This is a genomic window from Bacillus sanguinis (assembly GCF_018332475.1).
Lineage (GTDB): Bacteria > Bacillota > Bacilli > Bacillales > Bacillaceae_G > Bacillus_A > Bacillus_A sanguinis.
The window spans coordinates 13,388-28,492 of record NZ_BOQB01000027.1; the positions used below are offsets into that span (position 1 = coordinate 13,388).

Below are 15,105 nucleotides of genomic sequence, written 5' to 3' on the forward strand. Positions count from 1 at the left end.
GCCCTTTGTGTATATTATTCCAATGAGCTTTTACTGTAAATTGGAGTAGTATGGGAAAAATCACGAAGCAGAGGGCTAGTGTCGAATGACGCTATCTCTCTGCTTTTTTTAATTTCAGGAAAAGAGGAATAAAAATGAGTTTACTTAAAGTTGAAAGTTTATCACATAGTTTTATAGATAAAGTATTATACGAAAGTGCTTCTTTTGATTTGCATAAAGGAGAACATATGGGGATTGTTGGACAGAATGGTGCAGGAAAAAGTACATTAATGAAAATATTGGTGGGAGAAATTATTTCCGATAAGGGGAGCATTAAGTGGCAACCTAATATTCAAATTGGACATCTTGATCAATATGCAGAAATTGATGGGAGCTATACCATTTCACAATATGTAAAGCGAGCCTTTTCTGATTTGTTTGAAATGGAAAAGAGAATGAATAAGTTATATGAAGAAAGTGCGATGACTGGAGATGAGAATCAACTATTGAAAGCAGCTGAAATACAAGAGCAGCTTGAGGGTCGCGATTTTTATTCAGTAGATAGCGTAATAAATAAGGTGGCAGCCGGTTTAGGTATTGATGCTATTGGGATGGATCGTGTTATTGGCGAATTAAGTGGAGGACAACGGGCAAAGGTAATTTTAGCAAAGCTTTTATTAGAAGAGCCTAATATTTTATTACTAGATGAACCGACAAACTTTCTTGATAAAGAGCATGTTGAATGGCTTGCTAATTATTTAGTGAATTTTGAAGGGGCGTTTATTGTCGTGTCACATGATTTTGATTTTCTAGAAAAAGTGACTTCTTGCATATGTGATGTAGAGTTTGGAACGGTGAAGAAGTATTACGGCAAATACTCAGATTTTGTAAGACAAAAGGAGCATTTGCGAAAAGATTATATTCGCCAATACTATGCACAGCAAAAGAAAATTGAAAAAACGGAAGAGTATATTCGTAGAAATATTGCTGGAGTGAATTCAAAAATAGCACAAGGGCGTAGAAAGCAGTTGCAACGTATGGAAAGAATTGCCCCGCCAAGTTTCACTCATAAACCGTTTATTCATTTTCAGGAACTTCCTATTTCTGTTCAGACAGTTCTCGAAGTAAATAACCTTGAAGTTGGTTACGATTTTGCTCTCTTACCAAAATTGAATTTTTCAGTAATGGGTGGGCAAAAACTTGTTATTACAGGGTTCAATGGAGTGGGGAAATCTACTTTATTAAAAACAATCGTTGGAAATATTGCTAGTATTTCTGGAGGGTTTCACTTCTCAGAGCAAATAAAGATTGGATATTATGAGCAAGATTTAAATTGGAGCAATGATTCTTTAACGCCGCTTCAAATTATTTCAGAACAGTTTCCTAAACTAAATATGAAGGAAATACGCCATCATTTAGCTGCGTGTGGCGTGAAGGATACGCACGTTTCGCAAGAAATTCGTATGTTAAGTGGTGGTGAACAATCGAAGGTGAAACTGTGCGGATTATTGCTATCACCTTGTAACTTCTTAATTTTAGATGAGCCGACAAATCATTTAGATGCAGAAGCGAAGGAAGCTTTGCAAAAGGCGCTAATTCAGTTTAAGGGCAGTATTATACTCGTATCTCACGAAGCAAGTTTTTATCTTGATTGGGCAGATAGCATCTTTGATATAGAGACAGGATTAGTTAGGGAGGTGTGAAACATATGATTGAAAACAATTGGAAAACGAAAATTATATTATTTTTGACCGCTCAAACGATTTCGTTATTCGGTTCATCTCTCGTACAATACGCGATTATATGGTATATCACCTTAACGACATCGTCAGGGTTAATGTTGACCATTTCAACCGTTTGCGGTTTCTTACCACAAATTGCGATTTCTTTATTTGCGGGTGTTTGGATTGATCGTTATGACCGTAAAAAGATGATTATGTTGTCGGATGGGGTTATAGCGATTGCGACGTTAGTTTTAGCAGTTTTATTTTTAACTGGATATAAAAGTATTTGGTTACTTTTTATAGTGCTACTCATTCGTTCAGCTGGGACAGGGGTACAAACGCCAGCTGTGAATGCGATAATCCCACAAATCGTTCCGAGAGATCATCTTATGAAAGTAAATGGGATGAATAGCAGTATTACATCTTTAATTATGTTTCTTTCTCCAGCAGCAAGTGCTGCAATTCTTTCTATTGCTAACATTGAAACGACATTTTTTATTGATGTTATTACGGCTATGATTGGAATTAGTATTATGTTTATCATTCAAGTGGAGAGACATGTGAGTGCAGAGAGTAAGCAAAAATCTAATCTACAAGGCATAAAAGAAGGCTTTGCCTATTTAAAAGAAAATGAATTGATTAAAAGGCTACTCGTTTTATTAATTATTGTCATGATTTTAATAAGTCCAGCTGCCTTTTTAACTCCTTTAATGGTAACTCGTTCTTTCGGTGCAGAAATGTGGAGACTTACTGCTAGTGAGATGACTTTTAGTGCGGGAGCGGCAGCTGGTGGCATATTGATTGCAACGTGGGGTGGTTTCCGTAATCGTATGCATACAACAGCGCTAGCTTGTGCGTTGTATGGACTGCTTATGATTGGACTAGGAATTGCTCCGGTATTTATTGTGTATTTAGTATTTAATTTTTTAATTGGTATAACAATGCCGTGCTTCAATACACCGGTTACCGTGTTATTGCAGGAAAAAGTAGAACCTTCAATGCATGGAAGAATGTTTAGTCTTGTACAAATCGCTAATTCATGCGCGCTTCCTTTAGGAATGATAATATTTGGCCCATTGGCTGATATGTTTCGTGTAGAAATGTTGTTAATTTATGCTGGGATGTTCGTATTGTTGTGTGCGATTTATGTTGTAGTAAGTAAGAGATTTGAAGTGTAAATATTCATGATTAAAAAGGTTTGTGAGGCGATTTAAGTTGCTTCATAAACCTTTTATTTAAATTACAAATCAATAATAATTTATCGAAAAACAATAAAAAAATATTGACTTATATTTTTGTTGAATTTATTATGATGGTAGTAAAAAGGAATACAAATAAATGAATGATGAAATTAAAGGAGAATATATTATGAAAAATAAATTTTTATTAGCTATCGTACTGCTATCGTTAGGAGTTACTTGTTTATTAATGCACGGGGCAACTAGTAAAGTAGCGGATAATGGTTTGCTTATAGAACCTTTCTTTTTCCTAGTACCAATAAGTTATTTATTGTTCTTTAGTGGTATTGGTGTATTACTATTTGGAGTTATTACTTCGAAGTTGAGAAAACAGTAATAGACAAAATAGAACTTTAGTCTGTGGGGCCAGTCTGATAGGTTATTAGCTTACGGCAAATGGAATTTTATGAGCTAAAACACCTACTATGAAATAGAAACATATAATATGGAAGAAAAATAATAAGTGAGCTGAATCATAATGAATCATTATTTTTATAGTGGTAGACAAGTGGGAGCAGCTATTACACTGGCAGGGGCACAGGGAACCATTCATGCTGTGAATCAAGTTATTCAAATGCAGCAACAAGCACAATTTGCAAAAATGATGCAGGGGCAGTACATGCCGTATTCACAGATTCCAATGCAAATTGTACATTATAATGTGTATCCAGCTACTTTCTTTTCCATACCATATGGGGGGACTTACTTCTTATAAAAAAAGCGACTGATAAGAGTCGCTTTTTTATATTCCGCCTAGCTGCATTCCAAGAAATGCGAAGAGGATACCAATTATGTAAGTAGCGCTTAAGTATAGGAGGAAAGTGCTAATGTTTTTATGATTGAGAAGCTGAACAGATTCTAATTTAAATGTTGAAAATGTCGTGAAGGCACCCATAAATCCAGTACCTAATAATAATTGCCAACCTGTAGTGACGCCGTTGCCAATTATATATCCGAGTAAAAACGCGCCTGTTATATTAATGAGAAATGTAGCAATTGGAAAGGAAGTTTTATTTCTTTTTTTAAACCAATTGCTAATTGCAAATCGTGTAATAGCACCGAAGAAACCTCCAGTTGCTACTAATAAAGCTTCTATCATAAGTGATCACCTTCCGCAAGGTGTTTCTTAATTAAGAAATCACCTAGTGTATAGCCAAGAGCAGACATAATGAGACCACCAAGTATGCTGCATGATACATATAAGAAAGCAGTACTCCATTCAGAGTGATTGATTAATTGCACAGTTTCTACACTGAATGTCGAAAACGTCGTAAAGGAACCGATGAATCCAGTTCCAATGCCTGTAATAATTTCTGAAGGTAAGATATTTCTCCGAGCGACATACGTAGTTAGCCACGCTAATAAGAAGCAGCCGATTAAGTTAATGAGTAATGTAGCAAGTGGAAATGAATGATGCCATGAAGTATGAATAGTAAGACCTAAATAATAACGAGAGAGGGCTCCTAATATACCGGCTATGCCGACAATAATATAAATCAATATTTTCACCTCTTTAAGTAGTTTGCTCAAAAAAATAGACTCCTACCAGTAGTTGTACTGGTAGGAGTCATTAGCTAAGCAGCGGTTAAGGCGAACTCCATCGCCTATAATTATTACATATAGTGTACTAAAAATCGCATTGAATTTCCAGTGAAGAAGTGGAGTCGTTTTGTATGTTTGTGATGGTTTAAGATAGGGAATTCCCTCTTATAAACTAAATATAGTGATATAGGGTTTTTGATATGATAAAATGTTTCGTATGTCTGTAATTTATTTTTAGTTGACTGAAAATAAAGAAAAGTAAATTTGATAGTTTTAGAAAAGGAGTCGTTTATTTGAAGAAATTATTAAAAATAGTACTTATATGTGTTTTAGTAGGATTGGGAGTTGTAGGTGGGTTTTTAGCGTATATGACACTTACTAAAGAACAGCCTGCTGATGTTGTAAGTTTAAAGGTGGAAAGTAATCAGGAGCGTGTATTAACGCCTGACAATGAGTTTAAAGTTACAACATTTAATATTGGTTATGCTGGATTAGATAAGGATCAAGACTTCTTTATGGATGGCGGAAAGGGTTCTGGTTCTAGTAGTAAAGAGCAGACTGAAGTGAACTTAAAGAATATGCTTTCGTTTTTGCAAAATGAGAATAGTGATTTTACGTTGTTACAAGAAGTGGATATAAAATCACTTCGATCATTTGATGTAAATGGGCACGAATTTTTGAAAAAAGGATTACCTAATTATGCTTCGTCATTCGGAAAGAACTACGATACAAAATGGGTTCCTGTTCCAATAACAAGTCCAATGGGATATGCGGAGGCTGGATTAAGTACATTTTCTAAATATAAAGTTCAAACAGCGGAGAGGTTCCAGCTTCCTGGAATGGAGCCTTGGCCAAAGCGTTTGTTTGATTTAGATCGAGCGATTGTTGAACATAAAATACCTGTTAATAATGGGAAGTTTGTGAGACTCGTAAATTTACATTTGTCTGCTTATGATGAAGGCGGGAAAATTAGAAAACAGCAAGTAGAGTATTTAAAAGAATATATGAACAAGCATTATAAAAATGGTGATTATGTAATAATGGGCGGAGATTGGAATCAATTACTTTCTAACGTTCAATTAAGTGATCCGAAGTTTGTGAAAGAGCGTCCTGAGTGGTTAGTAGAGTTACCGAAGGACTTTACTGATGGTGGCTTTAAGTGGGCTGTAGACCCATCTGTTATGACGGTGAGAGATGATGTGAAGAAGTATGTAGAAGGTGAAAACTTCGTCACGATTATTGATGGCTTTATCGTTTCACCGAATGTTGAGATTGTAAATGTACAAGGGAAAGATTTAAAGTTTGAAAATAGTGATCATAACCCAGTGAGTGCGGTATTTAAGCTGAAGTAATTAAGTGCAGAAGGTGGGAATTTATATATGGAGTGGTTAAAGAAAACTTGTTTTTCTAACCTTGAGAAAGAATCACAGAAAAATCATTTATTGCTGTTTATTACGATTTGTAGTTTCTTCCTTGGAATAATCGCGATTGGGTATTACGGATATATTTTTACAGAGAGAGCAATAGCTTTTTGGATTTGTGGTATTTCTGTTGTTGTATTTGGAACGCTGTTTACTTTTATAGAAAGCATGGAAGCGATGTATAAATATATCATGACATTTATGCTGCTTATTATGTCTTTCATTATGGTACAAGCTTTTAATGAAAGTCCGGCTGTATTTCAAATGGTCTATTTTACATTAGCAGTTTCACTCATTTATTTAAGTGAACGGCTCGTTATCATTCTTGGCGGAGTAGCGGTTGTAATCACATTTATTCTTTGTAGTTATTGGCCGGAGCAATTTTTTGCTTATACAGCAGCATCTGAAGCTGCAAACTTCGCAAGCCTGTTAGCGATTGTAACGATTGCGATGTGGGGTGTAACGAAGATTGGCTCTAATTTGTTGTCTCGTTTAAGTGCTGAAAAGCAAGAAGTAATGAGGAAAGCTCAGGAGTTAGAAGAAACGCAAAGACTTATTGAAGAAACCGTTGTGAAACTAGATAGTAATTTCAATTATTTAAGACAAAATATGAATACATCGATGGAGTCGATGAGTGAAATTAATTTCGCTTTTGAAGAGGTGGCAGTTGGCACTCAATCACAATCAGAGATGATGCATCGTTCAGTAGAAGTATTGAATGATATGGAAGGAAATATTGAACAAATTATTTCTCAAGTAAGAACTGCCTCGATTCGTGTTGATGAAAGTTTAGAAATTTCAAAGGGTAGTGTACATACTTTACGAAATTTTGAGGCAAATATGAGAAGTTTAAATGATGTTGTTTCACAATCAGGAATTATATTTAGAGATTTAATGATACAGTCGAAGCAAATTAATGAAATTGTAGATGTAATAACGAATATTTCAAGTCAGACGAGTTTGCTAGCTTTAAATGCAAATATTGAAGCGGCAAGAGCAGGTGAGCATGGAAAAGGATTTGCTATTGTAGCGAATGAAGTATTAAAGCTTGCCGAAGAATCGAATCGTTCTGCGGGGAGAATTCAAAGTATTTTGCAGGAGTTTAGTAATCAAGCAAGTAAAGTAGAAGTGCAAGTAGAGAAATCAGAAAGGGTACAAGAAGAATGTAACGAAATGTTAACAAGCGTTTTAACAAACGTAACGGATTTAGGGAAGTTTATTGATGCAATTAATGATGTAATGAGAGAAATTGTGGGGCATCAAGAAAGTTTCCAAGTTAAAACGACGAATATCGTAAAGGATGTTACACATGCTTCTAACGTAATTCAGCAAACTTCTGCGGCTACGGAAGAAGTGTTAGCAAGTGTGGAAGAAGAAAAACATCGAAATGATATATCAGTGAAGACGTTACATGCTGTTAGTGAGCAAGTGAAGTTGCTAGAAAATATTTTAGAAAAGTAATATCGCTTCAAAGGGGCACACGATGTGTGCTCTTTTTTTATTTAAACGAATACTTAATCGGAATTTAATTGCTTTTCTGCGCGTTTTCTGCCAAGCTTAAGGAGATAAAGTGAGACTAATACCTACTCATTATTAGTTGAACCTCGCGAATAGCGAGATAAAATACTTCAAAGAAAGAATTATATAGGTGACGCATATGATCGAAGTTAAGACTTCTGAACTTAGTGATGGAGAATTTAATAGAGGTGTATTTGCAACTCGTGATATTAAAAAGGGTGAGCTGATTCACTCAGCACCAGTTATCTCTTATCCGAATGAACAGCACGAACACATTGAGAAAACGTTACTTGCTGACTACGCATTTGAGTATGGGGTAAATCATACGGCATTCCTGTTAGGATACGGTATGTTATTTAATCATGCATATAATCCGAATGCAACGTATGAGATTGTCTTTGAGAATCATACGTTTAACTTCTTTGCTTACAAAGATATAAAAGCGGGAGAAGAGATTTTAATCAATTATAATGGTGAAGTTGATGATGACGAGCTGTTATGGTTTGATAAGGAAAAAGAAGAGAACGAAAAGTAATTTATAATAAGTGATGAAAAGGATGCTTTTACATAGGTAAAAGCATCCTTTTTTAGTAATGAAAATAAAGTAAAGATTACAAAAAAATACCACTTTATTTTCGTGTGATATAGTAAGATACTGAAGGATAGTGTTTTGAAAAAGTAATATATTTTACAAATTGTTGTCTTTCTGATGACATGTCAAGTTTAGTAGCTCATTTGGGTTGCTTTATTATGCAATATATATTTTAATATGAGTGGCACCTCTTATAAATTAAGAGGTTTATAGGTGTCTCGAATTGATTTTGGGTACACTGTATCCACCACTTTAGGTTCGTTCATGTATGTGGGGATATTATGGGCCCGTATAACGGGATAAAAAGAATATAGAAATAGAGGAATCGTAAAATGAATATGCAAGAGGTTTATGAATATTTAAGTACGGTATTGCCTGAAGGTCATGTGAAACAAGATGAAATGTTAAAGAATCATACGCATATTAAAGTTGGCGGAAAAGCAGATGTGTTCGTTGCTCCGACAAATTATGATGAAATTCAAGAAGTTATTAAATATGCTAACGAATATAATATTCCAGTTACGTTTTTAGGAAATGGATCGAATGTCATTATTAAAGACGGTGGAATTCGCGGAATTATAGTAAGTTTAATTCACATTACAGGTGTGACTGTAACAGGAACAACGATTGTAGCACAGTGTGGTGCAGCAATTATTGATGTATCACGTATTGCGTTAGATCATAATTTAACGGGTCTTGAGTTTGCTTGTGGTATTCCAGGTTCAGTTGGCGGAGCATTATATATGAATGCTGGTGCTTACGGCGGTGAAGTATCATTTGTATTAACAGAAGCTGTCGTAATGACTGGTGATGGAGAGTTACGCACTTTAACGAAAGAAGCATTTGAATTTGGCTATCGTAAGAGTGTATTTGCGAACAACCATTACATTATTCTTGAAGCGAGATTTGAACTTGAAGAAGGTGTACATGAAGAAATTAAAGCAAAAATGGATGATTTAACGTTTAAACGCGAGTCAAAACAGCCTCTAGAATATCCTTCATGTGGTAGTGTATTTAAACGTCCACCAAATAACTTTGCTGGTAAATTGATTCAAGAATCAGGACTACAAGGTAAGCGAATTGGCGGAGTGGAAGTTTCTTTAAAACACGCTGGATTTATGGTGAATGTTGATAACGGAACAGCACAAGATTACATTGATTTAATTCACTTTGTACAAAAGACTGTTGAAGAGAAATTTGGCGTGAAGTTAGAGCGAGAAGTAAGAATTATTGGAGAAGATAAAGAATAAAAAATACGTATGAAAATGCGAATTATTTTAAAATAACATTTGGGTATTGTTGACAATTTGTTTTCAATTCAATATAATGGCTAATAATTTAACAAATAACATACGTTGAAAGAGCCCAGTAGCAGTTTGTCACTGTTAACGAGAGAGCTAGGGGGTGCTGGAACCTAGCACAAACAAACTTGCGAATTACACTCTGGAGTATCTTAGGTAATGCTAAGCGGATTGGCAATCGATATTATTGCTAAGAGTGGTATGAGTAGCTATGCTATTTATACAAACTGGGTGGTAACACGGTGAATAATCGTCCCTATGTCATAGACATAGGGACTTTTTGTTTTCAAAAAAATAGAGGGGATGACAAAAGATGAATATTATTGATGAATTAGAATGGCGCGGTGCCATTAACCAACAAACGGACGAAGAAGGTTTACGTAAGTTAGTAGAAGAGAAAAAGATTTCACTATACTGCGGAGTTGATCCGACTGGTGATAGTATGCATATTGGACATTTGATTCCATTTATGATGATGAAGAGATTTCAGTTAGCTGGCCATCATCCAGTTATTTTAATTGGCGGGGCAACAGGAACAATTGGTGATCCGAGCGGACGTCAATCAGAACGTCAACTTCAAACGTTAGAAGTCGTTCAGCATAATGTGGATGCATTAACAGCGCAAATGAAAAAGCTATTTGATTTTGGCGGAAATAGCGAAGTGAAGATGGTAAATAACTACGACTGGACACATGAAATAAACATTATTGAGTTTTTACGTGATTTCGGGAAAAACTTTAGCATCAATAGCATGTTAGCGAAGGATATTGTAGCAAGTCGTTTAGATACAGGTATTTCTTTCACAGAATTTACGTACCAAATTTTGCAAGCGATGGACTTCCATCATTTATACACGAAAGAAGATGTTCAACTGCAAATTGGTGGTAGTGACCAATGGGGAAATATTACGAGTGGTTTAGATTTAATTCGTAAGTTAGAAGGGCACGAAGCGAAAGTATTCGGATTAACGATTCCGTTACTATTGAAATCTGATGGTACGAAATTCGGTAAATCTGCAGGTGGTGCGGTTTGGCTTGATCCTGAAAAAACAACACCGTTTGAATTTTACCAGTTCTGGGTGAATACAGATGACCGTGATGTAGTGAAATACTTGAAATACTTTACGTTCTTAACGAAAGAGCACATCGATGAATTGGCAGTGCAGGTAGAAACAGAGCCTCATAAACGTGAAGCGCAAAAAGTATTAGCGAAAGAAATGACGAAATTCGTTCATGGAGAAGAGGCATTTTCACAAGCAGTGAAAATTACAGCAGCGTTATTTAGCGGAGATATTAAATCGTTAACAGCTGATGAAATTGAGCAAGGATTTAAAGAAATGCCAACATTCCAGTCTTCAAAAGAGACGAAAAACATCGTAGAATGGCTAGTTGATTTAGGAATTGAACCATCTAGACGACAAGCGCGTGAAGATATTAATAACGGAGCTATTTCTATGAATGGCGAAAAAGTAACGGATGTGGGTACAGATGTTACTGTAGAAAATTCATTTGATGGACGATTTATTATTATTCGTAAAGGGAAGAAGAACTATAGCCTAGTTAAATTAGGATAATGAATGAGGTAGAAAAATTATATCGGCGATTTTCTCGATATATCGCTTTACCGACAAAAGGTGACAATAAAAGCTGTTCCAAAACGGGACAGCTTTTATTGTTAAAAAGTCAGTATATTTCGATAATTAAAGAGGATTAACTTATTCTTCTGCCGAATATATAAGTTAGAGAAAATTACGGATAAAAATAGCCCGAACCATGCAGGGCATGATTCGGGCTTCTATTCAGATTAGTAAGCTAAGCTGAATAGACCTTTAATGTGTGATAAGTAACGAACGTTACTAGCTTCTTTCATTAATGATGCTGGTAAGCCTTTAAGTGGAGTATTGCTTGCTCCGATTGTAGCAACAGCATCTTTACGTCCTAGACTAGCAAGTGTTCCAGAGTTTACAGGTGCGAACTCTTCGAATGCTTTGCCTTCTAGTGCTGCGTATAAGTTGTATCCAATTAACTCACCCATTTGCCAAGCGATTTGTGCAGTTGGTGGGTATGGACGTCCGTCTGGAGCGAAGACAACAGCGCTGTCTCCAGCAACGAATACGTCTTTGTGAGAAGTAGATTGTAGGTATGCATCAACTGTTGCACGTCCACGGTTAACTTCAAGACCTGATTCACCGATTAATGGGTTACCTTGTACGCCGCCCGTCCAAACGAATGTGTTAGCAACAAGTTTTTGACCGTCTTTTAAGTCGATTTCGTTGCCAGCAACGTTTGTTACAGGAAGACCAGTTAAGAATGTAACACCGCGTGCTTCTAGGCTAGTAGTTGCACGTTCGATTAAGTGGTCTGGTAATACTGGAAGGATTTTTGGACCTGCTTCAACAAGAAGAAGTTTCACTTCTTTTGGATTTACGCCGTGGCTTTTTGCAAGTTTAGGCATAATGTCAGCAAGCTCACCAACTAGCTCAACGCCAGTTAATCCGCCACCACCGATTACGATTGTAGCATCAGCTTCGTTTTTCGTTTTCGCGTATTCACGAATACGGTCTTCAACGTGTTTGTAGATTTTGTTTGCATCAGCAGCAGATTTTAATACCATGCTGTTTTCTTCTAGTCCTGGAATACCGAAGTAAGCAGTTTTACTTCCTAAAGCAACTACAAGTGCATCGTAAGATAAAGTAGTGCCACCAGCTAGTTTAATTTCTTTGCTATCAACTGAGAATGACTCAACTGTTGCAATTTTAAGATCGATGTCTTTACCTTTGAAAAGCTTTGTAAGTGGCATTGCAATTGCTTGCTCAGCTACGTTACCAGCTGCAAGGCGGTGTAGTTCAGTGATGATTTGGTGTGTTGGGTATTGGTTAATCACTGTAACTTGTGCTTCTGATTTGCTGTAATATTTACGTACGTTTAAAGCGGCAAGAAGACCGCCATAACCAGCGCCTAAGATGACAATTTGTTTTGACATAGTATGATATCCCCCGTCTTTACTAATTGTTGTTATAAGTTAACTTATTTATTGTTACGTTCTGCACTAATTTGAAGATATGCGTTCACAAAGCGGAACATTTTTTGTGCTTGTGGGTCTTTTAATAATTTTAATAGACCGAACAGGCCGATAACTTCGTTGCTTTCGTCAGCACGATCTTTCGCTTCGATTGCAGTTGCAGCCATGCTTTTCACTGTATCTTTTACAGGCTCTACAAGCTCTGTGATTGCACCAACAGTGTCGCTTTTTAATACTTCATCAGTAGCAACAGTTTGAGCGAAGTCATAAGACTTAGTTAAAATGTTAACAAGCTCAGTTAATTTTGGAAGCTGTTCTACTAGTGTTGTTAATGATTCTTGTACCTCAGGTTTTAACAACTGATCAAGTACATCAAGTTGTCCTTGGCTAGCAGAAATTTGTACAGTTTCTTGTTCTGGCTTTGTTTGAGTCATAGTTTCTGGCATCTCCAATTCTCCTTTACGATAGCAATACTCTTATTTTTGATAAGTAAGATAGTAAACGGTTACGAAACTTTATACAAAGTTTCACAAAACACAATAAAATGCCTTTAAATTTATGACAGCAAGTAAGCTGCAAACATAAATCTAAAACCATAACGTCTTACCTATTATTTATGAACTGTCCGATACATGGCTTGTCCGTATAATGGAAAGCTCCGTTACCGGAAAGTGTATATAATATATATCCTATATTATATACTATATACACCTATGTTAACATAAAAATGATTCCTAATTATTTGATATTGAGCGTATAACGTAGTACTGACAAGGTATGAAAGCGTATAAAATATTTTGTTTCAGTTAGAAATGTACATATATATATAGAAAAAAAGGAAAAAACGAACAAATTCATGTTCGTTTTTTCCTTTTTCCTATTATTCACCTTCCGCAATTAGCATCGATGTGTTACCTTCTTTTTCAAGATGGCATTCGCCCCAAGAACAAAGAGAATCAAGAATCGATTCTAAAGACCAACCGTAGTCTGTAAGAGAATATTCTACTTTTGGTGGAACTTGATTGTATACTTTTCTTTGAATAACGCCGTCGTCTTCTAATTCACGTAATTGCTGTGTTAACATTTTTTGTGTAATACCAGGCATGGAACGTTTTAGTTCACTCGTTCTTTTTGTACCTTTCGTTAAGTGACAAAGGATAACAACCTTCCATTTTCCGCCGATAACTTCTAAAGTCGCCTCTACAGGAATATTGTATTTCTTCATATGAAATCCTCCCTTTGTGAGTAAAATAAGTTAAATTATACAAATGTTACTTTTTAGTACCTATAGCACTTTAAAGTACGTACTTTTTATCATGTTGAATATGTTTCATAATAGCACATGTAAGAGGCAAATGAGTAGTACGGTACTGAAAAGTGACTATGTTACTTTTTGGTGCCTATAGTACTTTAAAGTGCGTTCTTCAAAAAAAGAATGAAACCATTCATAATAGCATTTGTAGAGATTAAATATATTTTTTAGAAGATAAAAGGGCCTTTTTATCGCACTATTATGATTGGATTTCTTGTAATAAGGAGGAATTCAATTGAGTTCATATACAGTACCATCTTCGGAAGTTCAGACGAATCGAAGAAGTATGTTTGCTTTATTAGCACTAGCAATTAGCGCGTTTGGGATTGGTACAACCGAGTTTATTAGTGTCGGTTTATTACCATCTATTTCAAAAGATTTAAATGTTTCGGTTACAACAGCTGGTTTAACTGTTTCCCTATATGCGTTAGGGGCGGCAGTAGGAGCTCCTGTCTTAACAGCGTTAACGGCTAGTATGTCGAGAAAGACATTGTTAATGTGGATTATGGTTATTTTCATTATTGGTAATGGTATTGCGGCATTAGCAACAAGCTTCACTATATTAATTATTGCAAGGATTGTAGCTGCATTTGCACATGGTGTGTTTATGTCGATAGGATCTACAATTGCAGCTGCGATTGTACCAGAGAATAAACGTGCTAGCGCCATTGCGATTATGTTTACTGGATTAACAGTTGCAACTATTACAGGTGTGCCAATTGGAACGTTTATCGGTCAGCAATTTGGCTGGAGAGCGTCATTTATGGCGATTGTCGTAATTGGAATGATTGCTTTTATCGCAAACAGCATACTAGTCCCATCTAATTTAAAAAATGGTGTACCTGTATCGTTTCGTGATCAATTTAAACTAATTAAAAATGGAAGACTGTTACTTGTTTTCATTATTACTGCACTTGGATACGGTGGTACATTCGTAACATTTACGTATTTATCACCGCTATTACAAGAAGTAACAGGATTTGAAGCAAGTACCGTTACGATCATTTTATTAGTGTACGGAATTGCCATTGCGATAGGGAATATGGTCGGCGGGAAATTATCGAATCATAATCCGATTCGAGCGCTATTTTACATGTTTCTTATTCAAGCGATTATATTATTTGTTTTAACATTTACAGCGCCGTTTAAAGTAGCTGGATTAATCACAATTATTTTTATGGGACTATTCGCATTTATGAATGTTCCAGGGCTACAAGTATATGTAGTTATATTGGCAGAGCGCTTTGTTCCAAGTGCGGTTGATGTTGCTTCAGCAATTAATATTGCCGCATTTAACGCAGGGATTGCTTTAGGTTCTTATATAGGTGGCCTTGTAACGAATTCATTAGGATTAATCCATACTGCTTGGGTAGGCGGCATTATGGTAGTAGCCGCTGTTATTTTAACAGCGTGGAGCATGACATTAGAAAAAAGAGATCAAGCAAAATAAAGGAGAG

At 35.9% G+C, this 15,105-nt stretch carries 15 protein-coding genes, 1 riboswitch and 1 other annotated feature; of the genes, 10 read left to right on the forward strand and 5 right to left on the reverse strand.

Going from position 1 to position 15,105, the window contains the following annotated elements:
• Positions 1-134: 134 nt before the first annotated feature.
• The 4 genes from KI369_RS04195 (at position 135) to KI369_RS04210 (ending at position 3,656) form a co-directional block, all read left to right on the forward strand.
• Entirely contained in the window at positions 135-1,682 is a 1,548-nt protein-coding gene (locus KI369_RS04195) for an ABC-F family ATP-binding cassette domain-containing protein (protein ID WP_212955124.1), read from the forward strand.
• Between the two features lie 5 nt (positions 1,683-1,687).
• Positions 1,688-2,881, forward strand: coding sequence for an MFS transporter (locus KI369_RS04200; RefSeq protein ID WP_212955125.1), 1,194 nt, complete (start codon positions 1,688-1,690; stop codon positions 2,879-2,881).
• Between the two features lie 190 nt (positions 2,882-3,071).
• Entirely contained in the window at positions 3,072-3,278 is a 207-nt protein-coding gene (locus KI369_RS04205) for a DUF3955 domain-containing protein (RefSeq protein ID WP_212955126.1), read from the forward strand.
• A gap of 138 nt (positions 3,279-3,416) precedes the next feature.
• Positions 3,417-3,656, forward strand: a complete 240-nt coding sequence (locus KI369_RS04210) for a DUF3947 family protein (protein ID WP_000980969.1) — start codon at positions 3,417-3,419, stop codon at positions 3,654-3,656.
• Positions 3,657-3,683: 27 nt separating this feature from the next.
• Here the strand turns inward: KI369_RS04210 and crcB (KI369_RS04215) are convergent, their stop codons facing one another.
• Together crcB (KI369_RS04215) and crcB (KI369_RS04220) are read right to left on the reverse strand one after the other, a co-directional pair.
• Positions 3,684-4,040 (reverse strand): fluoride efflux transporter CrcB, encoded by a 357-nt coding sequence (crcB, locus tag KI369_RS04215; RefSeq protein ID WP_212955127.1) that lies wholly within the window; start codon positions 4,038-4,040, stop codon positions 3,684-3,686.
• Entirely contained in the window at positions 4,037-4,441 is a 405-nt protein-coding gene (crcB, locus tag KI369_RS04220; protein ID WP_212955141.1) for a fluoride efflux transporter CrcB, read from the reverse strand. Before crcB (KI369_RS04220) ends, crcB (KI369_RS04215) begins: the two co-directional genes overlap by 4 nt.
• 54 nt (positions 4,442-4,495) lie before the next feature.
• Positions 4,496-4,555: riboswitch (Fluoride riboswitch) on the reverse strand.
• Positions 4,556-4,776: 221 nt separating this feature from the next.
• Between crcB (KI369_RS04220) and KI369_RS04225 the strand changes: the two genes are divergently transcribed.
• From KI369_RS04225 to tyrS, 5 genes are all read left to right on the forward strand, one after another.
• The gene (locus tag KI369_RS04225; protein WP_212955128.1) at positions 4,777-5,835 is read left to right on the forward strand and encodes an endonuclease/exonuclease/phosphatase family protein; all 1,059 of its coding nucleotides are present in this window, start codon (positions 4,777-4,779) and stop codon (positions 5,833-5,835) included.
• A 27-nt stretch (positions 5,836-5,862) separates the two neighbouring features.
• Entirely contained in the window at positions 5,863-7,365 is a 1,503-nt protein-coding gene (locus KI369_RS04230; RefSeq protein WP_212955129.1) for a DUF4077 domain-containing protein, read from the forward strand.
• Between the two features lie 196 nt (positions 7,366-7,561).
• Positions 7,562-7,957: an SET domain-containing protein gene (locus KI369_RS04235; RefSeq protein WP_000573651.1), complete on the forward strand. Its 396-nt coding sequence runs from the start codon at positions 7,562-7,564 to the stop codon at positions 7,955-7,957.
• A 389-nt stretch (positions 7,958-8,346) separates the two neighbouring features.
• Positions 8,347-9,264 carry a UDP-N-acetylmuramate dehydrogenase gene (gene murB / locus KI369_RS04240; RefSeq protein WP_212955130.1) on the forward strand — a complete coding sequence of 306 codons (918 nt, stop codon included), beginning with the start codon at positions 8,347-8,349 and terminating at the stop codon, positions 9,262-9,264.
• Between the two features lie 96 nt (positions 9,265-9,360).
• Positions 9,361-9,576, forward strand: a binding site (T-box leader).
• A 52-nt stretch (positions 9,577-9,628) separates the two neighbouring features.
• Complete coding sequence (gene tyrS, locus KI369_RS04245) at positions 9,629-10,888, forward strand: tyrosine--tRNA ligase (protein ID WP_212955131.1); 1,260 nt, start codon at positions 9,629-9,631, stop codon at positions 10,886-10,888.
• Between the two features lie 230 nt (positions 10,889-11,118).
• On the opposite strand, the gene KI369_RS04250 is transcribed toward tyrS, so the two are convergent.
• The 3 genes from KI369_RS04250 to KI369_RS04260 form a co-directional block, all read right to left on the reverse strand.
• A complete protein-coding gene (locus KI369_RS04250; RefSeq protein WP_000043194.1) occupies positions 11,119-12,297 on the reverse strand; it encodes an NAD(P)/FAD-dependent oxidoreductase in 1,179 nt (392 codons plus the stop codon).
• A 44-nt stretch (positions 12,298-12,341) separates the two neighbouring features.
• A complete protein-coding gene (locus KI369_RS04255; RefSeq protein ID WP_001115309.1) occupies positions 12,342-12,782 on the reverse strand; it encodes a DUF1641 domain-containing protein in 441 nt (146 codons plus the stop codon).
• A gap of 434 nt (positions 12,783-13,216) precedes the next feature.
• A complete protein-coding gene (locus tag KI369_RS04260; RefSeq protein WP_000760481.1) occupies positions 13,217-13,561 on the reverse strand; it encodes a winged helix-turn-helix transcriptional regulator in 345 nt (114 codons plus the stop codon).
• A gap of 373 nt (positions 13,562-13,934) precedes the next feature.
• On the opposite strand from KI369_RS04260, the gene KI369_RS04265 reads away from it, so the two are divergent.
• Positions 13,935-15,098 carry an MFS transporter gene (locus KI369_RS04265; protein ID WP_212955142.1) on the forward strand — a complete coding sequence of 388 codons (1,164 nt, stop codon included), beginning with the start codon at positions 13,935-13,937 and terminating at the stop codon, positions 15,096-15,098.
• The last annotated feature ends 7 nt before the right edge of the window (positions 15,099-15,105 follow it).